This window comes from Paludibacterium flexuosum (assembly GCF_037076605.1).
Classification (GTDB): Bacteria; Pseudomonadota; Gammaproteobacteria; order Burkholderiales; family Chromobacteriaceae; genus Paludibacterium.
Window position 1 is genome coordinate 2,987,176 of record NZ_AP029060.1, and the last position, 26,050, is coordinate 3,013,225.

Consider the following 26,050-nt stretch of genomic DNA (forward strand, 5'->3'; position numbering starts at 1 on the left):
ATGGGTGACGTATTCCAATTTATGAATCTCGCACGCAATCCGGGCGAGAAGGTGGACGCCGAAGTCCGCAAGATCGAGTTCAAGGAAATTTACCAGCCGCTGAACCGGGAAGATGCCGGCGAGCAGGCCGGGCGCTGCCTGTCCTGTGGTAATCCGTATTGCGAATGGGAGTGTCCGGTACACAACTACATTCCCAACTGGCTGGAGCTGGTCAAGCAGGGGCGTCTGTTCGATGCGGCCGAGCTGTCGCACAAGACCAACTCGCTGCCGGAAATCTGCGGACGCGTCTGTCCGCAGGACCGACTGTGTGAAGGCGCCTGCACGCTGAACCAGGGCGGCTTCGGGGCCGTCACCATCGGTTCGGTGGAGAAGTACATTACCGACGAGGCCTTCAAGGCCGGCTGGCGACCGGACATGAGTCGCGTCTCCTTCAGCAACAAGAAAGTGGCCATCATTGGCGCCGGCCCGGCCGGCCTGGCCTGTGCCGATGTGCTGGTGCGCAATGGGGTGCGGCCGGTGGTGTTTGACCGCTATGAAGAAATTGGCGGCCTGCTGACCTTCGGTATTCCGGAGTTCAAGCTGGAAAAGGCCGTGGTACGCCGCCGGCGCGAGATCATGGAGGGCATGGGTGTCGAGTTTTGCCTGAACACCGAAATCGGCCGTGACATCAAGATTGAGCAGCTGCTGCAAGAGTACGATGCGGTGTTCATGGGCATGGGCGCCTATCAGTATATGAAGGGCGGCTTCCCCGGCGAGGATCTGCCGGGCGTGCTGGAGGCCTTGCCCTACCTGATCAACAACGTGCGCCAGAGCATGGGCACCCTGCCGGCCGGCGAGGCGCCGCTCAATATGCAGGGCAAGCGTGTGGTGGTGCTGGGTGGTGGTGACACGGCGATGGACTGCAACCGGACTGCCATCCGCCAGGGCGCGGAGAGTGTGATCTGTGCTTATCGTCGAGACGAAGCCAACATGCCGGGCTCGCGCCGTGAAGTGGCCAACGCCAAGGAAGAAGGTGTCGAGTTCCTCTGGCAACGGCAACCGCTGGGCATTGAGCGTGCTGCAGACGGCAGCTTGCGGGTAAAACTGGCTGAAACCCGCCTGGGCGAGCCGGATGCCAAGGGGCGGCGCAATGCCGAGATCGTGCCCGGCTCGGAAGAGATCCTCGAATGTGACCACGTGCTGATTGCCTTCGGCTTCCAGGCCGAGGCGGCCTCCTGGTTTGAGGCACAAGGTGTCAAGGTGGATGGTCGTGGCCGGACGGTGGTGTCGTCACGTGGCGAGTTTAAGTACCAGACCGCAAATCCAAAGATCTTCGCCGGCGGGGACATGGTGCGCGGGGCCGATCTGGTCGTGCGTGCGGTGTTTGAGGGCCGGGAGGCGGCGGAGGGGATTTTGGGGTGGCTGGGGAGGTGAATTGATTTTGACAGGGAGGGGAGGGTGACAACAAGGCTCCCCTCTGATTAAGTATCCTTCGATAGATTCATCAGGTTGAGAGACTGCTCATGTTGTTGAGCGGTGACGGATGATCATAGAATCCCCCCCACGCATCTGTCATCCGTGGAGTTCGATACAGTCTTATTTGTGTTTCAAACGAATTTGGGTGTTTTTCGTTTTGAACGTTATATATCTTATCGTCTTCTAGCTTCGGAAAAGACAGTCCACGCCTTCCTCATATTGTAGTACATTAGGCTAAAATTTTTGTTCTGTAAGTGCATCTGTTAGACTCTGTTCGACAGCGCTATGCACTCATGAAATGAGATGTGTGTCGGTGTCACGGCTTTTTCATCAGTTTAGTAGGTTATTGATTATTATTGGATAATTTGGCGGGGTTTACCACCGCTTTTGGGCGGACAGCATTGTTTCCATTGAATTTTCGTTTCGGGGTAAAACTTGATGCATCTACAAGATGTTAAGCTTGCTGTTGTTGGACTTGGTTATGTTGGGTTGCCCTTGGCAGTAGAGTTTGGTCGGAAACGCTCCGTTGTAGGGTTCGACATCAACCAGCGGCGTATTAATGATCTGAAATGTGGCTCGGATTATACTCTGGAAACTACGTCGGATGAGCTAGCAGCAGCAAAACTCCTCACTTATACCGCAGAAATCGATGATCTTCGTGCATGTAACTGTTACATCATAACGGTCCCTACTCCCATTGACGAATACAAGCGGCCAGACCTAACTCCTTTGATCAAGGCTAGCGAAACTGTCGGGAAGGTACTTGCAAAGGGAGACATCGTTATTTATGAGTCTACAGTCTATCCTGGGTGTACTGAAGAGGACTGTGCCCCTGTTCTTGAAAAGTTTTCTGGGTTGAAGCTGAATCAAGATTTCTACTGCGGCTATAGCCCAGAACGAATTAATCCTGGTGACAAAGAACACCGCGTCACAACTATTAAAAAAATCACGTCTGGCTCAACGCCTGAAATTGCAGACTTGATCGATGCTTTATATAACGAAATTATTACAGTCGGTACACATAAAGCTGAAAGTATCAAAGTGGCCGAGGCTGCCAAAGTTATTGAAAACACTCAGCGTGATCTCAATATCGCCCTCGTGAATGAACTGGCCCTGATTTTTAACAAAATGGATATCGATACGGAAGCTGTGCTAAAGGCAGCTGGGAGCAAGTGGAACTTTCTTCCTTTCCGCCCAGGTTTGGTTGGTGGTCACTGTATTGGTGTCGATCCTTATTATTTAACTCATAAAGCACAAGCTATTGGTTACCATCCAGAAATTATTCTGGCCGGCAGGCGTCTGAATGACAGCATGGGTGCCTATGTGGCGGCTCAGCTGGTCAAATCAATGATCAAGAAGCGTATCCAAGTAGAGGGTGCCAAGGTATTGATCATGGGACTCTCATTCAAAGAGAACTGTCCGGATTTACGTAACACGCGTGTGGTCGATATCGTTGCTGAACTTAAAGACTACAACTGTGTTGTGGAAGTCTACGATCCCTGGGTGTCCGTTGATGAGGCCCGGCACGAATACAACATCTCGCCAATTCCTGAGCCGCATTCCGGTAGCTACGATGCCATCGTTTTGGCCGTATCTCATTATCAGTTCAAAAGCATGGGGGCTGCTGCAATCCGTGCACTTGGTAAGCCCAATTCAGTTTTGTATGATCTGAAATACGTTCTGACTGCTCAGGAGTCAGATTTGAGACTCTGAATTTCACTGAGTTTTCTGCGCGCGGCGGATAAAAATTTGCGTTGTCAATTTGGCGATAAATTTCATTGTGTTTGAGAAACGTTAATATGATTATTACCAGAACGCCCTTCAGAATTTCGTTTTTTGGAGGTGGGAGTGATTATCCTGCCTGGTATAGAGAGCATGGCGGCTCTGTTTTGGCAACCTCCATCAATAAATATTGCTATATTTCGTGCAGACGGCTCCCTCCTTTCTTTGAACACAAACACCGTATTGTTTATTCGCAAATTGAAAATGTCCAGACAATCGATGCGATTCAACACCCTGCGGTACGCGCCATTTTGCAATGGATGAATGTAGACGATGGCTTGGAGATTCACCATGATGGCGACCTTCCCGCCCGCTCTGGCTTGGGTTCTAGCTCTTCGTTTACTGTTGGTTTATTACATGCGCTATATGGAATGCAAGGAAAGATGGTCAGTCAGGAAAAACTGGCGGCTGATGCTATCCATGTAGAGCAAAACGTGATTGGGGAAAATGTAGGATCACAGGATCAAATCTCTGCTGCAATCGGGGGATTTAATAGAATTGAGTTTCACAAGAATGACTCCTTCGATGCTTCGCCAGTAATTTTGCCGGCAAATCGCAAAGAAGAACTGCGTTCTCACTTGATGTTGTTCTTTACTGGATTCTCTCGTATTGCTTCTGAAGTTGCTAAATCTAAGGTTGAGAATTTAAAAAACCGAGAAAAAGAATTGAACCATATGCGCGCCATGGTGGATGAGGCCATTGGATTGCTGCAAGATTCACGCGAGCCAATTGAACGGTTTGGCCAATTGTTGCATACGAGCTGGTTATATAAGCGTAGTTTGTCGGATCGCGTCTCTACGCCTGAAATTGATGAAATTTATCAATCTGCACTTGATGCGGGGGCTCTTGGAGGTAAAATTCTTGGTGCTGGTGGGGGGGGGTTCCTTCTCTTATTTGCTAAGCCAGAACGACAACAAGCAATTCGTGAAAGGTTGCATAAGCTTATTCACGTTCCTTTTGATTTTGAGGACTCGGGAAGCCGCGTCGTTTTATACCAGCCGAATGGGTTCTGAAAATGGATAAGCAAGCAAAAATTTACGTGGCCGGCCACACCGGCTTAATTGGTTCAGCCGTGCTGCGCAGATTAGAGCGTGAAGGATTTCGCCAGATTTTGGTCAAATCCCATCGAGATCTGGAGTTGACGGATACTGCGGCTGTAGAACGTTTTTTTGATGAGCACAAGCCAGACTACGTAGTTTTGGCTGCGGGAAAAGTTGGTGGCATCGTTGAGAATCAAACGCATCCTGCCGATTTCATGGATAAGAATTTGTCAATCCAGCTCAATGTCATGCGGGCGGCGCGTCGTTCTAAAGTTCGTAAATTGCTATTTTTTGCATCCTCATGCATGTACCCAAAAGTTTGTCCTCAGCCAATGAGCGAAGCAGCTTTGCTTTCCGGCTACCCGGAGCCAACCAGCATGGCGTACGCCATATCAAAGTTGGCAGGAGTTCAAATGTGCCTAGCTTATAATCAGCAGGATGGGGAAAATCGGTTCATTCCTGTCATTCCTAATAGTGCTTATGGACCGAATGATAATTTTGACCCCAAGTCGGGACATGTGTTATCTGCCTTGATCCGAAGGTTTCACGAGGCAAAACTCGCTGGAGCCGCCAGTGTGACTTTGTGGGGGAGTGGCCAACCTCGCCGAGAGTTTATCCATGTTGACGATATTGCTGATGCTTGTCTCTCATTGTTGGTACAAGATACTTCGCAGTTATCATTGCCTGTGAATGTGGGTAGTGGACTGGACTTCTCGATTAAGGAGCTTGCGGAGAAAATTGCCTCCGTTGTTGGCTATGATGGAGCGCTGGAGTGGGATACCAGCAAACCTGATGGTGCTCAAAGAAAACTGTTGGATAGTTCTCGTCTGAGGGAGTTTGGTTGGCGTCCAACTGTCGATTTCTACGATGGTCTGAAGTCAACGTACCAATGGTATGTTGGTCAGCAAACGAAGTGAGGATACCCTGTGCGAAATGAGCCTGTAGATTTATTACAAAAAGCCCACTGGGTTTGGCGCGAAACGCTGGCAATTCATCGGCGTGCGCCAGAGACTCGCTTGGCATCTTCTTTGTCTTCTATCGAGATCTTTGTAGCGCTTTACTATGGTGGGGTTCTCCGCTACGACGCGAAAAACCCCAGGGCGAAGCAGCGGGATCGGTGCATTATCAGCAAGGGGCATGGCTCGATTTGCATGTATCCAATCCTGGCTGACTTGGGCTTTTTTGCCATGGAGGCGCTGCAGCATGTCTGCGAGCCCGGCGGCTTTCTTGGCGGAATTCCTGATCCAGTGATTCCCGGCTACGAGACGGTCAATGGTTCGTTGGGCCATGGCTTGGGGGTGGGGACAGGATCGGCGTTTGGGCTGAAAAGACAATCAGAGGATATGAGCGTGTTTGTCGTTGCAGGTGATGGTGAATTGCATGAAGGGGCGAACTGGGAGGCGATCATGTTTGCCGCGCAGCACCAATTGGACAATCTGCACCTTATTGTAGACGACAACCGAATCAGCATGCTTGGCCATACAGATACCATCGTATCTCATGGCCAATTGAGTGCTCGCTTGGCCGCATTTGGCTGGGATTGCCAGGAAGTTGATGGTCATAATGTTCTTGAGGTGCAAAATGCCCTCTTGCTGGCCAAGCAATGCAGGGAAGGCAAGCCTAAGGCAATTATCGCCCATACGACTAAAGGGCGAGGCATACCAGGCCTTGAGGATGCACCCTTATCTCATATCATCAATCCCAAGCCGGAGTTGATCGATAGCTTGTTGGAGCAAACGAAATGAATGCGCCCGTGAAGACGCTAGCAATGCGTGATGCCTTATTGCAGCGTATTTGGCTTGCAATGGGTGAAGATCCCAAAATTTTCTTTGCCTGCGCGGACTTTGGCTCCCCCGTGCTTGATAAAATTCGTGCTGACTACCCAGATCGTTTCGTAAACGTCGGTATTGCGGAACAGAATCTCATCAATGTTTCTGCAGGTTTAGCTCTTGAGGGTTATACGGTTTTTGCTTATGCGATTGCGCCATTCATTACAATGCGCTGCTACGAGCAAATCCGCGTCAATCTTGCGCTGTTGTCTCAGGTACGACCAATGAATGTGAATCTCATTGGTGTCGGTGCAGGATACAGCTACGTAGTATCCGGTCCGACACATCAGTGCTACGAGGATATTACACTGATGCGTGCAATGCCAAATATGCGCGTGTTGTCGCCGGCGGATCAGGTTGTGGCCGGGGGGCTGTTCGATCTGTGTATACAAAAGAATGGACCAAAATATCTCCGATTGGACGCTCAGGTTTTGCCCATGATCTATACCTCTGAGCCTGATTTACATATGGGATTCCACGTTCATCGTCAGGGTAAAAAGGTTGCTCTGATTGCGACGGGTTACATGGTGCATACGGCATTGCAAGTGGCCGAAGCATTAACAGCTGAGGGGGTAAATGTTGGCGTGATCGATCTGTTCGATTTGTCTGAATTTGATCGGATAGGTCTGAATAATGAGTTGGCACGATACGAAGGTGCCGTGTCTCTTGAAGAAGGGTTCCATGGACGTGGCGGCATGGATGCAATGCTATTCGAGTTTATTCAGCGTGAAAATTTGCCGACACGGCTTTTGAATCTTGGTGTGGAAGGTGGGTATAGCTTTGAACTCGGGACACGCTCCAGTCTTCATGAAGAAGTGGGTATTGGCCCCCACGCTGTCATGTCAAAAGTTCAGAATTTCTTAAATGTCCTCTAAATTGGATCATAGAAAACTTGTTGGGAGAACTAATGAAATTTCCATTGATGCGCAATAATATTGCTCGAGAAGATTTGGATGCTGTTATTGAGCATCTGAAGCAAGATGATCCAATTCTGACTCATTCGGTTAATGTCCGTAAATTTGAGGCGGAATGGTCCAAATGGCTTGGCGTAAAATACAGCGTTTTTGTCAATTCCGGTGCCTCTGCTAACCTGTTGTCAATGGCCATTTTGCGTTTGAATCATCCTGATGGCGGTGAGGTGATTGTCCCCCCCCTGACATGGATTTCAGACATTGCTTCCGTTTTGCAAAATGGGTTTACCCCGGTTTTTGTTGATATTGATCCGCGTACATTAGGGATGGATAGCGCTCAAATCATCGCCAAGCTGAGTGAAAAAACCCGGGCTGTGTTCTTAAGTCATATTCAGGGTTTCGATGCACTGACGGATGAGCTGATTGTCGAACTGGAGCGTCGCAATATTCCGCTTATCGAGGATGTTTGTGAGTCGCACGGTGCCATGCATAATCATCGGAAAGCCGGCAGTATCGGCTGGATGTCCAACTTCTCCTTCTACTATGCCCATCATATGAGCACGATTGAGGGGGGGATGGTCTGCACCAATGATGAGTCTGTGTATCAACAAGCACGCATGCTTCGTTCGCATGGAATGGTCCGAGAAGCCAATAACGATCAACTCAAGGCATCGTATTTGGAGCAATATCCTGAATTGAATCCGGATTTCATCTTTGCTTATCCCGCTTATAACGTGCGTAATACCGAGATTGGCGGCATCATGGGGCTCAGTCAACTGAAGCGTCTTGACCAGAATGTTGCAAGGCGAACGGCGAATCTGGAGCGGTTCTTGAGTAAGATTGATCCTGTAAGATACCGCACAGATTTTAAGCTCGAAGGGTCGAGCAACTATGCCTTTAATCTTATCTTGCAACAACCTGATGACGATTTTGTCCAGCACTTAATGGTTCGGATGAGAGAATGCGGTATCGAGTTCCGTCGTGGAAGTGCAGGGGGCGGAAATCAGCTGCGACAGCCCTACTTAAAGGGTATTGTGCCGCACGATTATCACCTTCAGTTCCCTCAGACTGAGCACATCCACTTCTACGGCTTCTATATTGGCAATTTCCCGGATCTTCATGATGAAGAAGTCGATGAGTTGTGCCGAATCTTGAATGCGGTCTGATTTGCCATGATTCGAGGAGATGACTTGACAGACGGGGAGCCAACGACAGCAATTATTCTTGCTGGAGGCTTAGGAACACGGTTGCGGAGTGTTGTCGCCGATGTACCGAAACCAATGGCTCCTATCGATGGGCGCCCTTTCCTTGAGTATCAGCTTGATTATTGGATTGATCAGGGCATCCGCTCTTTCATCCTATCCGTTGGCTATCGCTATGAAGTGATAATTGACCACTTTGGCGCCAATTATCATGGGGCAATGCTTCAGTATGCGGTTGAAGAGCAGCCGTTGGGAACCGGGGGTGGGCTTTTGATGGCTGCCACCCTTGCTCCGCCGCATTCAACGCTCCTTGTTTTAAACGGCGATACGTTTTTTGATGTGTCACTGTCTGAGCTGATTGCCTTTCATCGACAGAGAAAGTCGGATTGGACGTTTGCCTTGTTTAATACATGTGATGCCAATCGCTATATGGGTGTCATTACTGATGATGATTGTCGCATTGTTTCTCTTCGATCGGCAATGAGTGATAAAAAGCCTTTTCTGGGGAATGGTGGCGTATACATCATACAGTCTGACGTTTTGGCTGACTGTGGATATGCTCAGGGAGAGAAGGTCTCACTGGAGGAGGGTATCCTGAGCACGATCCAGAATGCTGGCCGAGCATTGTATGGTTTGGCCTGCCCCGGGAAGTTTATCGATATTGGTGTTCCCCATGATTACCATCGTGCGAGTGAATTTTTGCGTACATGACGGGAAAAGAAATGAAACCATCCGAAATTTTGCAGGCTAACTTGCTCCGGTCGATTGCTGCTAAGCAGGCACTTTTGGCTGATGCTGCGCAATGTCTTTCTTTCGAGCAGGCGGCTCTGGATGTAGCCAGACAATATCGCAATGGTGGCAGACTCTACATTGCTGGAAATGGTGGGTCTGCTGCGGATGCCCAGCATTTGGCTGCCGAGTTTGTCAGCAAGCTGGCAAGGGACAGAAAACCCCTCCCGGCAGAAGCATTAACAGTTGATACTTCTATTTTGACGGCCATTGGTAATGACTATGGCTATGATGAGGTTTTCTCTCGTCAGGTAGAAGGAAAAATGTCCCCTCAGGATATTTTCCTCGGGATCACTACATCGGGTAATTCGAAGAATATCATACGTGCGCTTGAAGCATGTAAACGAATGGATATTCCTAGTGTCGTTTTTGCTGGCCGTGATGGCGGACTTTCTAAAGAACTGGCTACCCACTGCATTGTTTCCCCGGGTGAATATACCGCAACAATTCAAGAAGTACATATAGTGCTTGCTCATACGCTGTGTGAGTATATCGAGCAGCTGATGTTTAATTAACGCAACTTTAGAAGGAAAAAAAATGGCCTTTAATATTCTAGTCACTGGTGGCGCCGGTTACCTTGGCTCTGTTATGGTTCCCGACTTGCTAGCTGCAGGCCATAAAGTGACCGTGATTGATAATTTTATGTATAAGCAAGCAAGTCTCAACCATTGCTGCTATCACCCGAATTTCTCTGTTGTCAAAGGTGATATTCGTGTTGAGTCGACTATCGCACCACTGTTGAAAAAAAATGATGTCGTAATTCCTCTGGCTGCCTTGGTCGGTGCGCCTCTTTGCAGCATGGATCCCGTTGGGGCGACAACGACGAACCATGATGCGATTGAGATGATGCTTAAGCTGATGTCGAAAGAGCAAATGGTACTGATGCCAACGACCAATAGTGCATACGGTACTGGCGATGAGAATAACTTCTGCACCGAGGAGTCTCCGCTTAATCCTATTTCGCAATATGCTATCGAAAAGGTTAAGGTTGAGAAAAAGCTCATGGAGCACCCGAATGCGATTAGCTTCCGACTGGCTACGGTGTTTGGTATGTCTCCCCGCATGCGAATCGACCTGCTGGTGAATGACTTCACCTACCGAGCTGTTCATGACCGTTTTGTAGTTCTTTTCGAAGGACAATTCAAACGAAACTATATCCATGTGCGAGATGTGTCACGGGCATTCCAGCACGCTCTGAATAATCATGAGAAAATGAAGGGCCAAATCTATAACGTCGGCCTGTCTGATGCAAACGTGTCGAAAACAGAACTTTGCGAACATATTCAAAAACAATTGCCTAATTTCGTTTTCATTGACGCCCCGGTTGGTAAAGATCCGGACCAGCGTAATTATATTGTTTCTAATGAAAAATTGGAGTCCACTGGATTTAAACCAGAGTTCTCTCTTGATCGTGGTATTTCCGAGCTAATTACCGGGTTTACTATGATTCGCAATGCCCGTTTTGGTAACGTGTAAAAATATTATGGCTCAAACCTGTGATTACTTGATTGTCGGTGCTGGTATTGTTGGCTTGACGGTTGCAAGAGAACTGAAACGGCGTAATCCAGCTGCAAAAATTATTGTGCTGGAGAAAGATGTTGAAGTTGGAAAGCATGCCAGTGGGCGTAACAGTGGCGTATTACATTCTGGTGTTTACTACGGAAGCACGACGCTCAAAGCGAAGGTGTGCTCTTCGGGCGCAACTAAAATGCGCTTGTTTGCCGAAGAGCACAACATTCCTTGCCGCCGTTCTGGGAAAGTTATCATTGCAACATCTGAGCGGGATTTGCCAACAGTCGAGCGTTTATTAAAAAATGCGAAAGAGAATGGCATAGTTGCCGAACGCTTGGATGAGGACGGTATTCGCAGGCTTGAGCCGCATGCGACAGCGTATCAAACGGGCATATATTGTCCAGATACTGCTGTAATAGATAGTAAAGCAGTTGTCTGTAAGCTACGGACGTTGCTAGAGCAAGAAGGAGTAGAGATTGTTTTCGAATCTCCTCTTGTGTCGGCTTTGCCCAGTGAAAAAATTGCGCAGACCCCAAAGGAAACATTTTCCTATGGATATCTTTTTAATTGCGCGGGGGCTGGAGCAGATATAGTAGCCAAAAAGTTTGGATTAGCGAAGGACTATACATTAGTACCTTTCAAGGGTATTTACTACAAATTGCGACCAGAGCGCAGAGATCTCGTACTTGGCAATATTTATCCTGTGCCCGATGTTGATCTACCTTTCCTCGGCGTCCATCTCACGCGAGGCATCAGCGGAGATGTCTACGTTGGTCCAACCGCAATACCAGCCCTTGGCCGCGAGAATTATGGCATCCTCAAGGGGCTGGAGCTGTTCGAAAGCATGAAGATTGGCGTAGAACTTTTTGGTATGTACTGTGCCAATAAGCAAAATTTCAGGTTGCTGGTGCATACAGAAGCAAAAAAATATTTAAAAAGCTCCTTTTTGGCATCTGCGCAAAAATTGATGAAAGAGCTGACTGCTTCTGACTTGATTCCCTGTGATAAGGTGGGTATACGACCTCAGCTAATCAATGTCAAAACCAAAACGCTTGAGATGGATTATATTATCGAGAGAACTGATAGTACGCTGCATGTACTTAATTCTATTTCTCCTGCATTTACGAGCTCAATGGCATTTGCTGAGTGGCTGGTGGATAGAGTGGAGGAGGCGCGTTGACGGGCATGGACTTGACTGATTTTTCTTGCCAGCAACTTAAAATGATGGAAAGTTTATGACCCAAAGTGCTCCCAAAATATCTGAATTTGTTGGCCAAAAAGCTGTATTTTTGGATCGAGATGGTACGATTAACATTGAAAAAGAGTATCTGTACAAGTTCGAGGATTGGGAGTGGATTCCTGGTGCAATTGATGCAATCGGATTGCTAAATCGATTAGGTTATCTTGTCATTGTGGTAACTAATCAAGCCGGCGTTGCGCGTGGCTATTATAACGAGGCAGATATCCTGAATTTGCATGCTAGGGTTGATGAAGAGCTGGCCAGGGCAGGGGCAAAAATTGATGCCTTTTACTACTGCCCGCACCATCCTCAATTCGGATTAGACCGTGCATGCTCATGCCGCAAACCGGATACCGGCATGCTACTGGCTGCACAGCAATCGTTTAATATCGCGCTACACAGATCCTGGATCGTTGGCGATAAGCAGTCGGATATTGCCGCAGGTATGAAGTGTGGTGTGTCTCCGATCCTGGTTCAGACGGGATATGGGTTGAGGGAGTCTGCTGCAGTATCGCCAGAAATCCCTCTTGCCGAGAACCTGCTTTCTGCAGTGCACTACATTGCTAAGTCCGGAGCAAGGTAGGCACATTACCATCTTCTAGGTTGATCCATTTATTTTCAGCGAGTGTTGAGATTAGCGAATGCCGCAGATAGCGTCCCCAAATCGTGCATTGAATGTTCTTAAGCAACTACAGCGGTTATGGCATCATCTTGCGCCTAATCGCCGGTGGCAATTCGGGTGGTTGCTGCTTCTTATGCTAGCAAGTGCAATTTCCGAGATTGCATCATTGGGAGCTGTCTTACCTTTCCTTGGCGCCCTTGCTGCACCTGATGGACATACAACACGCGCCGTGTTGCAGAGGTTGGAACCAATCCTAGGTTTTCTTGGATTGGGACCATTCGCAATGTTGACTTTAGTATTTGTAGTCTTGTCATTGATCGCCGGTGTATTGAGGCTGGTGTTACTGCGCGCGACTACCTGGCTGACGTTCAGTGCAGGCGCGGATTTGAGTATGAATATTTACGAGCGTACGCTGTATCAGCCGTACGCAGTGCATATAGCCAGAAACAGCGCTGAGATCGTTAGCGGCATCACAACCAAGACAAATGCGGTGATGTTCGATGTATTGCTGCCGAGTCTTACCATTGTGAACTCGACGATTGTTTTGGTATTCATTTTTACAGCGCTAGTAGTCATCGACCCTGTCGTTGCACTTGGTACTTCCGCTTTTTTTGCTGCATGTTACTTAGGTTTGGCACGAATGACATATGCTCAGCTCTCTGCAGACAGCAAGATCATTGCTCGTGCGCAGACGAGCACAATCAAGGCGCTGCAGGAGGGGTTGGGCGGGATTAGAGAGGTACTTGTTAACGGTACCCAGCATATTTTTTGTGAGCAGTACAGCAAAGCGGATTTGGCGATGAGACGTGCACAGGGCCGGAATCTATTCACATCCGGGTGTCCGCGCTATGTCATGGAGGCACTTGGTGCTGTAACTATTGCGCTGCTAGCATTTGTGCTCCAGAAGCAGGGGGGGTTGGCTAATGCACTACCAACGCTCGGCGCGCTCACCCTTGGCGTTCAGCGCTTACTGCCCGCCTTTCAACAAGCATATAACTCATGGTCATTAATCATGGGGAGTAAGTCTTCCCTTGAAGATTCCTTGCTGCTGCTTGACCAAGTTAGGCCCGTGCAAGGAAAGCTAGATACTCCTCTAGTTTTACGTGAGGCGGTGACACTAGAAGGCGTGAAATTTCGTTATCAGACTGCCGGCTCTTGGATTGTTGATATCGAACAGTTGCGTATTCCAGCCGGCTCACGAGTAGGAATTATCGGGCCCACCGGGAGTGGGAAAAGTACTCTGCTTGATATTGTCATGGGACTGCTGCTGCCGACAGAGGGCAAGATATACATTGATGACACCCAGCTCTGCCAACAAAACCTCGGTTGTTGGCAGAGAACTGTGTCGCATGTGTCGCAAAGTCTTTATCTTGCCGACACGACCATTGCAGAAAACATTGCATTTGGTGTCGAACGTAAATCCATTGATATTGATCTGGTCCATAAGGCCGCAAAAATGGCCCAGATCGATCAGTATGTGATGAGCCTTTCTCATGGTTATGACACTCTGGTCGGTGAACGAGGAGTACGTTTGTCTGGTGGCCAGCGGCAACGTATTGGTGTTGCACGCGCACTGTATAAACAAGCTTCTGTACTGGTGTTGGATGAGGCCACTAGTGCATTGGATACCGAGACTGAGAGAGCGGTTATGCAATCCATCACGATGCTGGATCGCAGCATCACGCTTCTGATCATCGCACATCGGCTTAGTACCTTGCGCACTTGCGATTTTATTTTAAATCTAGAGGCCGGGAAAATTGTACGAGTTCTCGATGACCCCAATATCATTGCTAATCTTGCCTAAAGGCACCTATACGCATGACTGCTATCAGTATTCTTCTTCCGTCGATCAGGCCAGAGCTCGCGAAGCAACGTATAAGCGAGTTTGCCGAACATATCCATCAAATTGACTATGAAGTGGTTCTCGTTAGTCCTTTTAGTGTTGATTTGCCAAGAGTTGTTCATATACAGGAAAACGAACGTCGTGGAGTCATTCACGCCATGAACGAGGCTTATAAGGCAGCTTCTGGCGAGATGGTTGTGCTTTGGTCCGATGATGCAAAAATACAGCCACAAGCCATTGAAAATATAGTGAAATTTACTAAGAGTCAGGATGGGCTTTTCGCTGCAGGCTTCCGAAAAAAAGATGAAACAGGCAGAGAGTCGGAGCAGTGGTCGGTTTATGGGAAGCTTTATGTAGGTTGGCTATGCGCCACAAAGAAAACGATTGATGCCGCCGGTGGATTGTTTGATCCGGTTTTCCGTAATTATTGGGCGGATCCTGATCTTTCTCTCAGAATTCATGCCATGGGCGGGAGTGTTCAAGTGTGTCAGAATGCTTGGATTGAAATTGCTCAAGCAGAAGATGTAGTGAAGCAGGCCAATTTGGCGAGTTCATTTGAGAAGGATACCGAGACTTTTTTTGCAAAATGGCACCCTTTTTTGGGCAGGAAAAGACGGTGTGAATGGTGGGAAATCAATACCCCTATTCCATACGATTTTAAAGGTCGAGTAAAAAGTGTTTTGCGAAAAATCCCTTTTTTGAAGAAACTTAAAGACGCGTGCAGTGGATTATAGAGTTTTGTAAAACTCATTGGTTAATGTTCTAGCAAGGCTGGGGGCGGGGGATGAACGAGATTGGAGCTTTACGAGAAAAATGTATACGATTTATGACAATGGGGGCGATTTTACTTGCGCCCTTTTATTACCTTCGCTGGTATGGTGATGATTTTTCTCGTGGGGTCAGCCTAAGCTTAGTAGATATTTTTTTGTTTGTGTTATTTGGAATCGTCGTTTACGAGGAGCGTCATCATATGATGACTCGGCTTCGGGGGAATCAATTGTCATCACTAGGGGCAATTTTTGTTGCCCTGCTGATTTTGGGGTCGTTGACAGGACGAGTATACGCCTCAGAAACCTATCCATTTCATTTTTACTCTTTTTTAGTTGCGCTATGTCAGTATGGTTTTGTCATGGTTGCGCTACCGCTTATCGCTGAGCGCTTCTTTAGCATGAGAGTACATACATTAATTAGATGGCTGGCTGTCGGATACCTTGTGCCGATGATGATTGGACTTGTTCTATTGAATCATGCCATTCCGGAGTTTATTCGAAGCCATTTTTATTCAGTACACAGGGCGATAGGCACTTATGGCAATGCAAACGGATTTGCAAATGTTATTATTTTGATGCTGCCATTTTATACCTATCTTGCTTCATGTGATTTCGGTCGGTGGAGAATTGTAGGGTTTCTGGGGCAAACACTATCCATTGTTTCTCTGGTTTTGACTGTCTCGTTTAGCGGATGGCTTGGTCTGCTGATGCTCTGTGTGCTAGCTGTTTATCCTCTGTCACAACTAGTGCGCAGCCGGCATATTGAAATTAAGCAAATTTTTTTATTTTTTTTAAAGAGTTTTCTCTGGGTGTTGATGACAAGTTGTCTTGTTTATTTTTATGCCAAAACAGTTACAACTGACTTGTCACCGAGAGTCGACAGCGCCGCAATAAAACTCACTGAAATGGTCAGAACTGTGGTTGGCCCGGACGTGGCCTCTGCCCACGTTTCAGAATCCTTCGATCAGGTGCCAGCAACCTCCGATCAAGTGCCAGTAACCTCGCACGGAGAAGTCGGCAGTGCTATTCAGCGAATGCAGCTAATTCGTATGGGCTTTCATGAGATTCGTCATTACGGTGGAAATATTGTTTGGGGGGTAGGGTTAGGTAATTCTGTATATTCCTCGAATTTCAAGTTTTTTGGTGTGCAACTGGATATTCATAACACCTATATGCTTCTCTGGTTGGAATGTGGGTTATTGTCTGCTATCGCCTTTTTTTGCTACTTTTGGACTGGTGCGCGGACATTATTCCTTGATAACTCATCCCTTGAGCGTATACCGGCTGCGTTGGCATGTTTTATGTTTTTATTTATAGCGCTTGTTAATCCGCACTTGTATCTCCGGTATCTTTGGGTTCCGCTTTTCCCTATTTTTGCCATGTATGGGCGCTGCTCGAAAAAATCGACATGATAGAAAACTCTAACCGTGTTTTGGTTCTTAGTCATTTTAATGATGGAATCAATAGGGTCTTTGAAGATTACTGTAATGGAATTCGGCGTAATGCTGGCGTATATAGATATATAGATTATATAGAGACATACCACCAGCTTGGACGAAGGAGGCTTGAGAGCCTGATTGACGAGGAGGTGGAAAAGTATGCCATTACCCATGTTTTTTTTGTATGGTGGTCATGCGACCTGACGTTCAGTCTTGATTATTTGTCTAGATTGTCAAGTAAGGCCAAAATAGTCATTAACTACTTTGATACAGAGTATTTTTTTGAGGGCGTAGATCGATATTATGCTCAAGTGGCAAGTCTTGTTCTGCTGCCTGATTGGCTGTCAAGATATCGGTATGAGCATTTAAATATACCTGCACATACAAGCTTTGCATTGTATGATAAATCGGCATATAAAAAACTTGACAGCATAGAGAAGGATATTGATGTCTCCTTTGTGGGCAACTTGAAACAGTCAAATCGCGCTGAATATATTGATTACCTCCGAAGTAATGGCGTTAATGTTCAAACATATGGCGTGGGGAGCGAGAATGGATTTGCTTCTTTCGAAAAAATGATTGAAGTATTTAATAGAAGCAAGATCAATCTGAATTTTACGGGAACGGCTGATTTTTCAGGCTATGCAATTCGACTTCCATCCATTAATCAACGAATAAAACAGTCAAAGGGAAGGCCAATCGAGATCGCGCTATGTGGTGGTTTTGTTTTATCGCAGCATGCGGCTGGGATTGAAAACATGTTTGCTCTGGGAGATGAATTTGATGTATTTCATACCCGAGAAGAACTTCTTGAGAAGGTGCGGCTGTATTTGTCAGAAAACAATCGCAGAGAGGCGATGGCACAGCAGGCATATGAAAGAGCGATCAAAACCTATGATATCGACTCTGGCTTTAAGCTTGTATTTGATAAATTGAATGGTGGCAATTTAATAAATAATAGCGTGCCTGTTTGTCAGGATGTGGAGTTCAGAAGAAATTATGCGGCATTCAGGTTTTTTTATGTGATGTTGTTTTTGCTGCAGTTCAAAATTAAGCTTGCCTTTGAAGAGGTTTGGGTTGTAATAAAAACAAGGCGTATTAATTTTTCAGCAGCTTACCACTTTTCTATTCGAGGGCTGCTTCACTATTTGAGGGCGCGGCCAAAGCTTGAGCAGTTTTTTAAAAATATAAGAAAAGTGGTGCCGGTTAAGCTCAAATATTAACCGATGTTTTGATGGCTTAGAGAGTAATTTCCGCAATCATTGCCATGTATTTTTTGATGATAATCTCTTCATCAAATTTCTCTTCAATAAATGACCGAGCCATCGTCCCCATGCGTGCTCGGTCTTCTTTTTCCAACGAAAGAAACTCTTTCATGCAATCAGCCAGTGCATGTGCATCTTTTACTGGGCACAGCCAGCCTGTTTTGCCAGCTATGACAACGTCCCGACAACCTTGAGTGTCCGTCGTGATGACTGGCTTACCCATCGCTGCGGCCTCTAAGAGCGAGCGAGGAACTCCCTCTCGGTATGATGGCAAGACAACACAGTCCGCATTGGCAATTAGACTACGGATGTCGTTTTGGTAGCCAAGATAATTGATCAGCCCTTGTTCTTGCCAGTGGTTGATTTGTTCAATAGGGATTGCACTGGGGTTTGGGACGTTGCTTGCTCCTGCCATCTGCAGTTCAATGTCTGGATATCCTTCTTTTAGGATTTTTGCTGCTTCAACATATTCGCCAATCCCCTTGTCCCAAAGCATTCTGGCAACCAGGAGGAAAGTCGTTTTATCTCTCTCACTAGATGGTTGTGGGGTGTAAAAGTGAAGATCTACACCTGAGCCGGGAACATGCTCAGATAGCTTGGAATCTAATAGCTTATAGGAGATGAACTCTCGACGATCATCAAGATTTTGAAAAACAATCTTCGCTGGGTATCGAAAAGCAATGCGATATAAGAGCCGTGCTACTTTTGAAAGCCAAGTGTCTGAAGTGAAAGTAAATCCTGCGCCAGTTACAGTCGCTATATTTTTTATTTTTGCTAATCCTGCAGCCATTGATCCATAAATGTTGGGTTTTATTGTGTAATGCAGGATCACATCTGGCTTGAGGCGTTTGTATGTTTTAAATAAACTGTAAATTAATTTTACATCTTTAATCGGGTTGGTGCCTTGAGCCGAGATGCTGATATCAATGAATTGGCAACCTAATTGTATTAGTTTTTCTGATGTTTGATCGTGTGGGGCCAGAACAATAACGGTGTGGCCTTGTTCTAATAGTCTAGATACAAGGGTTCTGCGGAAGTTGTAGATGGACCAGGCTGTGTTAGAACATAGAAGTATTATTTTCATATGATACGAAATCACAAAACAGAGTTTAGTTGTTGTGTTCTAGCCAGTTCTGAAACATCAAAACGGCCCATATCTGATGTTGCCAGTTGCGCTTCCCTGATAGATGTTCCTGCCAGTAGCGGTGAACCATCTCTGTGTTGAATATGCCCTCTTGTTGTAATCGGGGGCGATCCAGAAGGCGTTCTGCCCAGGCTTTGAGCGGACCACGAAGCCAGGTGCCGATTGGTATTGCAAACCCTTGCTTCGGCCGTTCGATTAATGAGGCAGGTACATATTTATATAGAACCTGGCGAAGAAGCCACTTTCCCTGCTGATTTCTAATCTTCATGTCGCCAGGGAGAGACCAGGCAAACTCAACGATTCTGTGGTCTAGTAGTGGAACTCGTGTTTCAAGGCTATTCGCCATCGCGGCCCGGTCGACTTTGACGAGAATATCATCAGTCAGGTATGACTTGGTATCCTGAGCCATCATCCAACTGGTAAAGTCCAAGTTCATTTGATTATTCGGATCAAATGCTTGGTGAACTTGTGCAGCATTCGCTGCATTCAATAGAATCGACGCTGGATTTCCCCAGTATGTGATTAATGATTGATAGAGTGCTTTATCGCTGGTAGCAGCGAGTAGTGCCGAAAACTTGTGGAGTTTGTCTCCAAATTGGGCCAGCTGATATTTTTTTGGCAATATCTGGGAGGTATTTTTATACAGCTTATCCCATTGCTCCGGTGCGACAGCTGTCAGTCCTGAAGACATGGCTCTTCGCACGGTCTGTGGCAGAGGAGAAATTCTACGCCAGACTGCTTGTGCAAGAAGGTATCGATTGTAGCCAGCAAACACCTCATCTCCAGCATCACCAGACAATGCAACGGTTACCTGCCGCTTTGCCAATTCGGCAACGAGGTAGGTTGGCATCTGTGATGAGTCGGCAAATGGCTCATCCCAGATTTGTGCTAGTTTCGGCACTAAATCAATGACTTCCTGTGGTGTGACATACAGTTCGGTATGATCGGTTTTAAGATGTTGGGCTACGGCCTTGGCATATCCGGCCTCGTTGTAGCCTGATTCATTGAATCCAATTGAAAAGGTTTTGACGGGCTGGGATGACTCTGCCTGCATGAGTGCAACGATGGTGCTGGAGTCCACTCCGCCCGAAAGAAAGGCGCCCAGGGGAACATCGGCGACCTGTTGTTGCCGGATTGTTTGTCTGAGCAAGCTATCGAGCTGCTCAATGGCTTCCCCTTCTGTGCCACTGAATGGAGAGTGGGCCGCCTGTTCAATGACGTTCTCAAGAGACCAATATGGTGAAGAGGTGGCTGCCTGTGCCAGGGCAACGCCTTGATTAAGGGGGATTGTGATGTAATGTCCCGGCGAAAGTTTTTTTGTTTTCTTATAAATAGAGTGCGGCGTGGGAACGTAGCCATACCGCAACATGAGCGTCAATGCGTAGTGATCGATTTCGCGGTCAAAGGATGGATGCTGCTTTAATGCTTTGAGTTCGGAGCCGAAGAGGAGCATTCCGTCATTCCAGCCATAATACAATGGCTTCTCGCCAAACCTGTCTCGCGCTAGCGTTAAAGTATGTTCCGCTTTGTCCCAAAGGGCGAAAGAAAACATGCCAACACTGCGTTGCAATGTTCCAATAATCCCCCACGTTTCAAAACCGGCCAGCAGTACCTCCGTATCTGAGTGCCCTCGCCACTGCCACGAAGCAATCTTTTCCAGCTCGCGACGTAACTCTTGGTAGTTGTAAACTTCTCCGTTATAGACAATGACGAATCTGTCGCTGGCAGAGTGCATGGGCTGGTGCCCGGCGGTTGACAGATCGACAATGGCCAATCGCCGATGGGCGAGCGCAACGTTTGCTTGTCTATCCAACCATATATCTTCATCATCTGGCCCCCGATGGGACAGGGCACTGGCCATCATTTGCAGTATCTTGGCTGCATCCAAGGCCCCCCATGAGCGTGGGGTGGCGAATCCAGTGAAGCCACACATTTATAGTTGTCTACCTATAGGATGGCGCTGTGCAGTTTCTGAAAATAGCGATGCAAAGCGTTTCTGGGTTGAGCTGATTTCAAAGTTTTCTGCAATTCTTGCTCTTGCACGTAAACCGATCTGCCTACGATGGTCAGGGCCTAATTCTAATAGCTGTTGCCAGGCATGGGATAACGCCTCTATATCACCTGCTGGGACCACTATGCCAGTATCCCCTACGATATGGGCGGCATCGCCTGCATCGGTAACGACACATGGCACTGCACAAGCCATTGCCTCTCCAACGACTGTGGGAAATGCTTCGCTCCAGGACGTAAGGGTAGCAATGTCGAAGGCAGGGTATAGCGATGCTGTATCTCGCCGAAGCCCCAGCAGATGAACCCGATTCTGTAGATTGAGCGATGTAATTAAATCTGAAAGTGGTTGGTTATTATGATCTATCCCTTGGCCAACAAGAATAAAATGCACATTTTCTCGATGTGCACTTAGAATTGCTGCGGCTTTAAGAAAGCCTTCATGGTTTTTAATTGGATCATAGCGTGCAACCATTCCAATTAACTGGACTGTCGGCGAGATACCAAGGCTGTCGCGTAATTCTGATCCGGCATTAGGGATTATCTTGAACTTGGTCAGGTCAAATCCATTGGGGATGACTGAGAATTTTCTAGGGTCATACCCCATTTTGATGTGCACTTGTTGAGCTTTTTGTGAGCACGAGATGATCTTTGCTGGTATCCAGCGCGAGCAGATTGCACATATCTTTGCCGTGAGACGCGTAGTGCGCTTGGTGGCATGCCGGGGGAGTTCCCCATTCCTGATTCCCCAGACGACAGCATTGATGCCGGCCAAGCGTGCTGCGAGCCCTCCGATGAGATCCGCATGATAGAGCCAGGTCGAGACTATGTCTGGCTGACTTTTCTTAATAAGCCGGATAAGATTGTACAGCGACTTAATCCCTCCAATGCCAGGCTTGAGCTGTATCGCCTTCACCGTGTATCCCGCTTTTGTCAGTTCGTTGCCGACCTCCCCTTGGCTTGTCAGGGAAACGACAAGAACATCCTGAGGGTTCATGCTGAGTACAAGCTTTTTTAAGGAGATCTCAGCGCCACCAGTCGACAGCGAGGTAATGATAAAAAGAACACGCATTCGATATTGGCAATCTTAATCGTTATGAAGTCTGCAGAAGCATCCGGCCCCACCATCATGGGGGATGGGGGTGTTTCATTCTTGATCCTGCAAGGGGTAAACCAGTTAAACATCAGGACAATTTAGTACCCTCGCGAGGGAGGCTGCTTGTTGTCAAGGCTCAACAAGCCGGTCGGGCCGGATAACGAAACAGCAGGGACAGTCATTCATCCAGGTAATCAATGTACCATTTCATCGCCTCGTTGAGGCCATCTTCTACCTTGTATGACGGTTGGTACCCCAAGAGCATTTTTGCTTTTTCAACTGATGCCAATGAGTGACGGACATCTCCTGCTCGAAAATTTCGATAAACAGGCTGGATAGCTGCTACATGGTCAAAATGATTCGATAGGTTTTTTTGCAATAAATTGAATAGTTGATTTAGCGAGGTAGAATCGCCCACTGCAACATTATAAATTTGATTCTGGGCTGCCTGTGTGGTTGTAGTTGCTGCCAAGATATTAGCTTGGATGCAGTTCTCAATATAACAAAAGTCGCGGCTAGTCTCTCCATCACCATTGATATATACAGGCTCGTTTTTAATAAGAGATGAAATCCACTTTGGAATCACTGCTGCATATGCGCCATTTGGATCCTGGCGCTTTCCAAATACGTTGAAGTAACGTAATCCAATGGAGTGAAATCCATAGCAACGCGCAAATATATCTGCATAGAGTTCATTAACATATTTGGTAATTGCATAGGGAGATAGCGGGGATCCAATCAAATCTTCAACTTTAGGTAGCCCCGGATGGTCGCCGTACGTAGAGCTACTTGCAGCAAAGACAAAATGCGAAACACCTGAGTCTCTCGCTGCAACGAGCATGTTCAGGAAGCCATCAATATTGTTCGCATTGGTTAAAATGGGGTCATTTATGCTGCGCGGCACAGAGCCGAGGGCTGCTTGGTGGAGTACATGCTGCACCCCAGAACACGCACGCATGCAATCATCAAGGTTTCTAATATCGCCCTCGAAGAATTTAAATCGAGCCCACTGAGCCTCCGAGACTTGTGATTTAACTTCTTCCAGATTGTGGCGAAAACCTGTGGAGAAGTTGTCCAGACCAACTACTCGTTGGTTGAGCTTAAGCAGGGTCTCGACCAGGTTGCTGCCGATGAAGCCAGCCGAGCCGGTTACCAACCAGTCGCGGGGACTCTCAGCAATTTCTTCACAGATATGTTGATAGGATGTTGTCGGCTTCATGAACAGGGGCTTAGTGTTTTTACAAGTTGGATGCTACAGGATGTGAAATGGCTTACCAAGCCCCTCGGTGAGCAAATCAACGATGAGGTAATGCCTGACGTTGGACTTTCTTCTGGTAATGGCTTTGTTGCACAAATCATGGCTTGCGTCTGTCAGGTTGAGTGATTGCATGATCTAGCTCCTTCGTGCCAAGTGACAAAGGTTTTGCTGGCGGGTTTACAACCAGTCCCTCGAACAGAGTGGGTAGCACCTTCTTTGGCTGGACAATGACATGCACGAGGTGGTCCCATCCTCTGCAGCCGGCAAAGGCAGCCCACTTTCTACGAAGTGGCTATCCAGTTACGTCCTACCATACCATGACCTGTTTGGTCAGGCGATACGCTAAGCCACAGGCATGAGCGAAGGTATGTTATGCCTAGCTGGACTTAACTGGTTCGTTTCTGACCTTGGTGCGATTGCCCGCCCCCAGACAGACCTGCAGGTTTTCATCTCAGTATGGAAGAAGCCGGCTGCCTACAGCTCCTGGTAGATAACATAGGCATCAAGTATGGTGGAAAAGGGTGTGTGGAGGGTAAAACGCATGGCGCAGACTACCGCCGCCAATGACGCAAGCTACATCTGGGCATTAACGCGCAGATACAGGAAATCCGAGCAATGAAAGTTACCAACGCTCTAAATTGGCGATGCCACGATGCAGCCAGAGCGGCTATCACAAATTCCGGAGGCTGATGGACTTGAGATGGTTGCCACGGAGGGGCGTACGACACTTCTATGTCAAATAGCGATTGTAGATCGCGCGGCAGCCGCCATCATGCCGCCGTGTCGAAACGGCCGACGCTGGAAAGGGCATTCACAGGACAATCGGGCTCGCAATGAGTCGCTGCGCCAAAAGTATCTGGGACGAAAGCTTAGGAAAAAGTGGAGTGAGTACCATCGCCGCAACCTGGTCGAAACAGAGATGCACGGTTCCAAATTCCTGGCTGAACGAGGCAAGTCGCGCGACTTTGACTGACAGGTGGTGGTGCTTCAAATCTGGGTTGCGACTTTGAATTGTTATACAGCCTTGGGCAGGACGCAGACGGTCCGCATGGTATCAGGCCCTCCGGGGGGGGGGGGCAGTTTGCCCTTTTTATGATTTATACAATTAAGTCCTCTCGCTGTGACATTGGCCTTCTCTTTGGGCCGTTAAATAGTGTCATGGGATGAAAGGGGCTTGGTGCGGTGATTTATTTACAGCCGTGCTTCATTATTAGATGACTCACTACGGGGCTCGTGTTGCTCCACGTGACCCTTCTCCTGATCGGGCGGACGAATCTGTGAGGCCCACTTTTTGAAAGTGATGACGTTCTATGAGTTGGAGGTGGTCGATCTGATAATTTCTTTCAGACGGATACCCTGCTGGTCTTTAATCGATAAAATGGGTGCTTCGGTTAGTGGCCATTCAACACAAATGTCTGAATCTTTCCAATGTATTGTTTTTTCTGCCGTATTGACCCAGTAATTGGTGGTTTTATATATGAGCTCAACGGTTTCTGTTAGGGCTAAGAAGCCGTGGGCGAAGCCCTCTGGTATCCATAGTTGTAGCTTGTTTTTTTCGGAGAGATTTAGCCCATACCATCGGCCAAAAGTTTTCGAGTCAGGTCTAATGTCAACAGCAACATCAAATGCCTCTCCCTCGATGACGCGTACTAGCTTACCCTGTGCAAAGGGGGGGGTCTGGAAATGCAAACCACGCAATACCCCTTTTTTTGACTTAGAATGATTATCTTGGACGAAGGTAATTTCCCTGTTTATGGCATTGCAAAAATCTTTTTGATTAAAACTTTCAAAGAAAAATCCACGATCATCTTCAAAGATAACGGGTTCAATAATTTTCAAACCATCCAAGGGGGTGTCAATGGCTCGCATTGTCATTCTTCTAGCATTCTAAGCAGATATTGTCCATAGTTGTTTTTTTTCATTGTGCTTGCCAACGCAGAAACTTGTTCTGCTGATATATAGCCCATGCGGTAGGATATTTCTTCTGGGCAGGCAACTTTTAATCCCTGGCGTTTTTCGATGGTTGCAATAAATTGGCTGGCGTCCAGCATTGATTCATGAGTTCCAGTGTCTAGCCACGCATAACCACGTCCCATTGTTGTTACTTCCAATGAACCGGCAGCAAGATAGGCAAGATTGACATCAGTGATTTCAAGTTCGCCGCGCGCAGAGGGACGAATGGATTTAGCAATGTCTGAAACGTGCTCGTCATAGAAATACAAACCGGTTATGGCATAGTTTGATTTGGGAAATTGTGGTTTTTCTTCTATTGAAACGGCCTTGCCATTTTCGTCGAACTGGATCACGCCGTAACGTTCGGGATCTTGCACACGATAGGCGAAAACTGTTGCTCCGCTCGTCTGACGATTGGTGTGTTGCAAGAGAGTGGCAAAATCATCGCCATAAAAAATGTTATCACCCAATACGAGCGCAGATGGCGCTCCAGCGAGATACTGCTCACCGAGCAGGAATGCCTGTGCGATACCATCAGGCGATGGTTGCACTTTGTACTGGATGTCTAATCCCCAACGAGCCCCGTCTCCGAGTAATGCCTCAAACCGAGGTAGATCCTGTGGTGTTGAAATGACGAGTATTTCTCGTATGCCGGCAAGCATCAGTGTGCTGAGCGGGTAATAGATCATGGGTTTGTCGTAGATGGGTATCAACTGCTTGCTGAGTGCCAGGGTCGCAGGATATAGGCGTGTGCCAGACCCGCCGGCCAGGATGATGCCTTTACGTATATTACTCATCAGCGGTGGAACTCCCTTGAGTCGGACTCTCTAGAATAGACAAGTTCATGCTTAGAGGGACTTTATCATTATACAAGAACCCGGTTGTCCATGTTT

Annotated in this window: 23 protein-coding genes; 16 read left to right on the plus strand and 7 right to left on the minus strand. The window is 47.4% G+C overall.

Going from position 1 to position 26,050, the window contains the following annotated elements; all coding sequences use genetic code 11:
* The 16 genes from AACH39_RS14220 (at nt 1) to AACH39_RS14295 (ending at nt 17,657) form a co-directional block, all read left to right on the plus strand.
* Nucleotides 1-1,413, plus strand: a complete 1,413-nt coding sequence (locus AACH39_RS14220) for an FAD-dependent oxidoreductase (protein WP_338620446.1) — start codon at nt 1-3, stop codon at nt 1,411-1,413.
* 480 nt (nt 1,414-1,893) lie between these two features.
* The gene (gene tviB, locus AACH39_RS14225; protein WP_305798419.1) at nt 1,894-3,168 is read left to right on the plus strand and encodes a Vi polysaccharide biosynthesis UDP-N-acetylglucosamine C-6 dehydrogenase TviB; all 1,275 of its coding nucleotides are present in this window, start codon (nt 1,894-1,896) and stop codon (nt 3,166-3,168) included.
* Between the two features lie 86 nt (nt 3,169-3,254).
* Nucleotides 3,255-4,250 carry a hypothetical protein gene (locus AACH39_RS14230; RefSeq protein WP_215778424.1) on the plus strand — a complete coding sequence of 332 codons (996 nt, stop codon included), beginning with the start codon at nt 3,255-3,257 and terminating at the stop codon, nt 4,248-4,250.
* A 2-nt stretch (nt 4,251-4,252) separates the two neighbouring features.
* On the plus strand, nt 4,253-5,194 hold the full coding sequence (locus AACH39_RS14235) for a GDP-L-fucose synthase (protein ID WP_215778422.1): 942 nt from the start codon (nt 4,253-4,255) through the stop codon (nt 5,192-5,194).
* Between the two features lie 9 nt (nt 5,195-5,203).
* Nucleotides 5,204-6,022, plus strand: coding sequence for a transketolase (locus tag AACH39_RS14240; RefSeq protein ID WP_215778420.1), 819 nt, complete (start codon nt 5,204-5,206; stop codon nt 6,020-6,022).
* On the plus strand, nt 6,019-6,981 hold the full coding sequence (locus AACH39_RS14245; RefSeq protein WP_215778419.1) for a transketolase C-terminal domain-containing protein: 963 nt from the start codon (nt 6,019-6,021) through the stop codon (nt 6,979-6,981). Before AACH39_RS14240 ends, AACH39_RS14245 begins: the two co-directional genes overlap by 4 nt.
* A gap of 32 nt (nt 6,982-7,013) precedes the next feature.
* A complete protein-coding gene (locus tag AACH39_RS14250; protein WP_215778418.1) occupies nt 7,014-8,183 on the plus strand; it encodes a DegT/DnrJ/EryC1/StrS aminotransferase family protein in 1,170 nt (389 codons plus the stop codon).
* A 6-nt stretch (nt 8,184-8,189) separates the two neighbouring features.
* Complete coding sequence (locus AACH39_RS14255; RefSeq protein ID WP_215778417.1) at nt 8,190-8,930, plus strand: nucleotidyltransferase family protein; 741 nt, start codon at nt 8,190-8,192, stop codon at nt 8,928-8,930.
* An 11-nt stretch (nt 8,931-8,941) separates the two neighbouring features.
* Nucleotides 8,942-9,523, plus strand: coding sequence for an SIS domain-containing protein (locus AACH39_RS14260; RefSeq protein WP_338620447.1), 582 nt, complete (start codon nt 8,942-8,944; stop codon nt 9,521-9,523).
* 22 nt (nt 9,524-9,545) lie between these two features.
* Complete coding sequence (locus tag AACH39_RS14265) at nt 9,546-10,484, plus strand: SDR family oxidoreductase (RefSeq protein ID WP_215778415.1); 939 nt, start codon at nt 9,546-9,548, stop codon at nt 10,482-10,484.
* On the plus strand, nt 10,462-11,700 hold the full coding sequence (gene lhgO, locus AACH39_RS14270) for an L-2-hydroxyglutarate oxidase (RefSeq protein WP_338620448.1): 1,239 nt from the start codon (nt 10,462-10,464) through the stop codon (nt 11,698-11,700). The genes AACH39_RS14265 and lhgO overlap by 23 nt, the downstream gene beginning before the upstream one ends.
* 55 nt (nt 11,701-11,755) lie before the next feature.
* A complete protein-coding gene (gmhB, locus tag AACH39_RS14275; protein ID WP_215778412.1) occupies nt 11,756-12,343 on the plus strand; it encodes a D-glycero-beta-D-manno-heptose 1,7-bisphosphate 7-phosphatase in 588 nt (195 codons plus the stop codon).
* A 172-nt stretch (nt 12,344-12,515) separates the two neighbouring features.
* Nucleotides 12,516-14,186, plus strand: coding sequence for an ABC transporter ATP-binding protein (locus AACH39_RS14280; RefSeq protein ID WP_338621281.1), 1,671 nt, complete (start codon nt 12,516-12,518; stop codon nt 14,184-14,186).
* A gap of 14 nt (nt 14,187-14,200) precedes the next feature.
* Nucleotides 14,201-14,959 carry a glycosyltransferase gene (locus AACH39_RS14285; protein ID WP_338620449.1) on the plus strand — a complete coding sequence of 253 codons (759 nt, stop codon included), beginning with the start codon at nt 14,201-14,203 and terminating at the stop codon, nt 14,957-14,959.
* Between the two features lie 50 nt (nt 14,960-15,009).
* Nucleotides 15,010-16,407, plus strand: coding sequence for a hypothetical protein (locus tag AACH39_RS14290; protein ID WP_338620450.1), 1,398 nt, complete (start codon nt 15,010-15,012; stop codon nt 16,405-16,407).
* A complete protein-coding gene (locus tag AACH39_RS14295; protein ID WP_215778404.1) occupies nt 16,404-17,657 on the plus strand; it encodes a glycosyltransferase in 1,254 nt (417 codons plus the stop codon). Before AACH39_RS14290 ends, AACH39_RS14295 begins: the two co-directional genes overlap by 4 nt.
* A 16-nt stretch (nt 17,658-17,673) precedes the next feature.
* Here the strand turns inward: AACH39_RS14295 and AACH39_RS14300 are convergent, their stop codons facing one another.
* From AACH39_RS14300 to rfbA, 7 genes are all read right to left on the minus strand, one after another.
* The gene (locus AACH39_RS14300; RefSeq protein WP_338620451.1) at nt 17,674-18,783 is read right to left on the minus strand and encodes a glycosyltransferase family 4 protein; all 1,110 of its coding nucleotides are present in this window, start codon (nt 18,781-18,783) and stop codon (nt 17,674-17,676) included.
* Nucleotides 18,784-18,808: 25 nt separating this feature from the next.
* Entirely contained in the window at nt 18,809-20,776 is a 1,968-nt protein-coding gene (gene asnB / locus AACH39_RS14305) for an asparagine synthase (glutamine-hydrolyzing) (RefSeq protein ID WP_338620452.1), read from the minus strand.
* Complete coding sequence (locus AACH39_RS14310; protein ID WP_338620453.1) at nt 20,777-21,922, minus strand: glycosyltransferase; 1,146 nt, start codon at nt 21,920-21,922, stop codon at nt 20,777-20,779.
* Between the two features lie 202 nt (nt 21,923-22,124).
* The gene (locus tag AACH39_RS14315; RefSeq protein ID WP_338620454.1) at nt 22,125-23,165 is read right to left on the minus strand and encodes an NAD-dependent epimerase/dehydratase family protein; all 1,041 of its coding nucleotides are present in this window, start codon (nt 23,163-23,165) and stop codon (nt 22,125-22,127) included.
* 33 nt (nt 23,166-23,198) lie between these two features.
* Nucleotides 23,199-23,336: a hypothetical protein gene (locus tag AACH39_RS14320; protein ID WP_215778393.1), complete on the minus strand. Its 138-nt coding sequence runs from the start codon at nt 23,334-23,336 to the stop codon at nt 23,199-23,201.
* Between the two features lie 1,176 nt (nt 23,337-24,512).
* On the minus strand, nt 24,513-25,073 hold the full coding sequence (rfbC, locus tag AACH39_RS14325; RefSeq protein ID WP_215778390.1) for a dTDP-4-dehydrorhamnose 3,5-epimerase: 561 nt from the start codon (nt 25,071-25,073) through the stop codon (nt 24,513-24,515).
* Between the two features lie 2 nt (nt 25,074-25,075).
* Nucleotides 25,076-25,954: a glucose-1-phosphate thymidylyltransferase RfbA gene (rfbA, locus tag AACH39_RS14330; RefSeq protein WP_215778388.1), complete on the minus strand. Its 879-nt coding sequence runs from the start codon at nt 25,952-25,954 to the stop codon at nt 25,076-25,078.
* Nucleotides 25,955-26,050: the final 96 nt, after the last annotated feature.

Excerpts from the sequence above, each read along its gene's own strand:
- AACH39_RS14285 (WP_338620449.1), top strand. The coding sequence starts at position 14,201 with ATGACTGCTATCAGTATTCTTCTTCCGTCGATCAGGCCAGAGCTCGCG.
- gmhB (WP_215778412.1), top strand. The coding sequence starts at position 11,756 with ATGACCCAAAGTGCTCCCAAAATATCTGAATTTGTTGGCCAAAAAGCT.
- AACH39_RS14255 (WP_215778417.1), top strand. The coding sequence starts at position 8,190 with ATGATTCGAGGAGATGACTTGACAGACGGGGAGCCAACGACAGCAATT.
- AACH39_RS14245 (WP_215778419.1), top strand. The coding sequence starts at position 6,019 with ATGAATGCGCCCGTGAAGACGCTAGCAATGCGTGATGCCTTATTGCAG.
- AACH39_RS14320 (WP_215778393.1), bottom strand. The coding sequence starts at position 23,336 with ATGCAATCACTCAACCTGACAGACGCAAGCCATGATTTGTGCAACAAA.
- AACH39_RS14265 (WP_215778415.1), top strand. The coding sequence starts at position 9,546 with ATGGCCTTTAATATTCTAGTCACTGGTGGCGCCGGTTACCTTGGCTCT.
- AACH39_RS14315 (WP_338620454.1), bottom strand. The coding sequence starts at position 23,165 with ATGAAGCCGACAACATCCTATCAACATATCTGTGAAGAAATTGCTGAG.
- AACH39_RS14295 (WP_215778404.1), top strand. The coding sequence starts at position 16,404 with ATGATAGAAAACTCTAACCGTGTTTTGGTTCTTAGTCATTTTAATGAT.
- rfbA (WP_215778388.1), bottom strand. The coding sequence starts at position 25,954 with ATGAGTAATATACGTAAAGGCATCATCCTGGCCGGCGGGTCTGGCACA.
- tviB (WP_305798419.1), top strand. The coding sequence starts at position 1,894 with ATGCATCTACAAGATGTTAAGCTTGCTGTTGTTGGACTTGGTTATGTT.
- AACH39_RS14300 (WP_338620451.1), bottom strand. The coding sequence starts at position 18,783 with ATGAAAATAATACTTCTATGTTCTAACACAGCCTGGTCCATCTACAAC.
- AACH39_RS14290 (WP_338620450.1), top strand. The coding sequence starts at position 15,010 with ATGAACGAGATTGGAGCTTTACGAGAAAAATGTATACGATTTATGACA.
- AACH39_RS14230 (WP_215778424.1), top strand. The coding sequence starts at position 3,255 with ATGATTATTACCAGAACGCCCTTCAGAATTTCGTTTTTTGGAGGTGGG.
- AACH39_RS14310 (WP_338620453.1), bottom strand. The coding sequence starts at position 21,922 with ATGCGTGTTCTTTTTATCATTACCTCGCTGTCGACTGGTGGCGCTGAG.
- lhgO (WP_338620448.1), top strand. The coding sequence starts at position 10,462 with ATGCCCGTTTTGGTAACGTGTAAAAATATTATGGCTCAAACCTGTGAT.
- rfbC (WP_215778390.1), bottom strand. The coding sequence starts at position 25,073 with ATGCGAGCCATTGACACCCCCTTGGATGGTTTGAAAATTATTGAACCC.
- AACH39_RS14220 (WP_338620446.1), top strand. The coding sequence starts at position 1 with ATGGGTGACGTATTCCAATTTATGAATCTCGCACGCAATCCGGGCGAG.
- AACH39_RS14250 (WP_215778418.1), top strand. The coding sequence starts at position 7,014 with ATGAAATTTCCATTGATGCGCAATAATATTGCTCGAGAAGATTTGGAT.
- AACH39_RS14280 (WP_338621281.1), top strand. The coding sequence starts at position 12,516 with ATGCTAGCAAGTGCAATTTCCGAGATTGCATCATTGGGAGCTGTCTTA.
- AACH39_RS14260 (WP_338620447.1), top strand. The coding sequence starts at position 8,942 with ATGAAACCATCCGAAATTTTGCAGGCTAACTTGCTCCGGTCGATTGCT.
- AACH39_RS14235 (WP_215778422.1), top strand. The coding sequence starts at position 4,253 with ATGGATAAGCAAGCAAAAATTTACGTGGCCGGCCACACCGGCTTAATT.
- asnB (WP_338620452.1), bottom strand. The coding sequence starts at position 20,776 with ATGTGTGGCTTCACTGGATTCGCCACCCCACGCTCATGGGGGGCCTTG.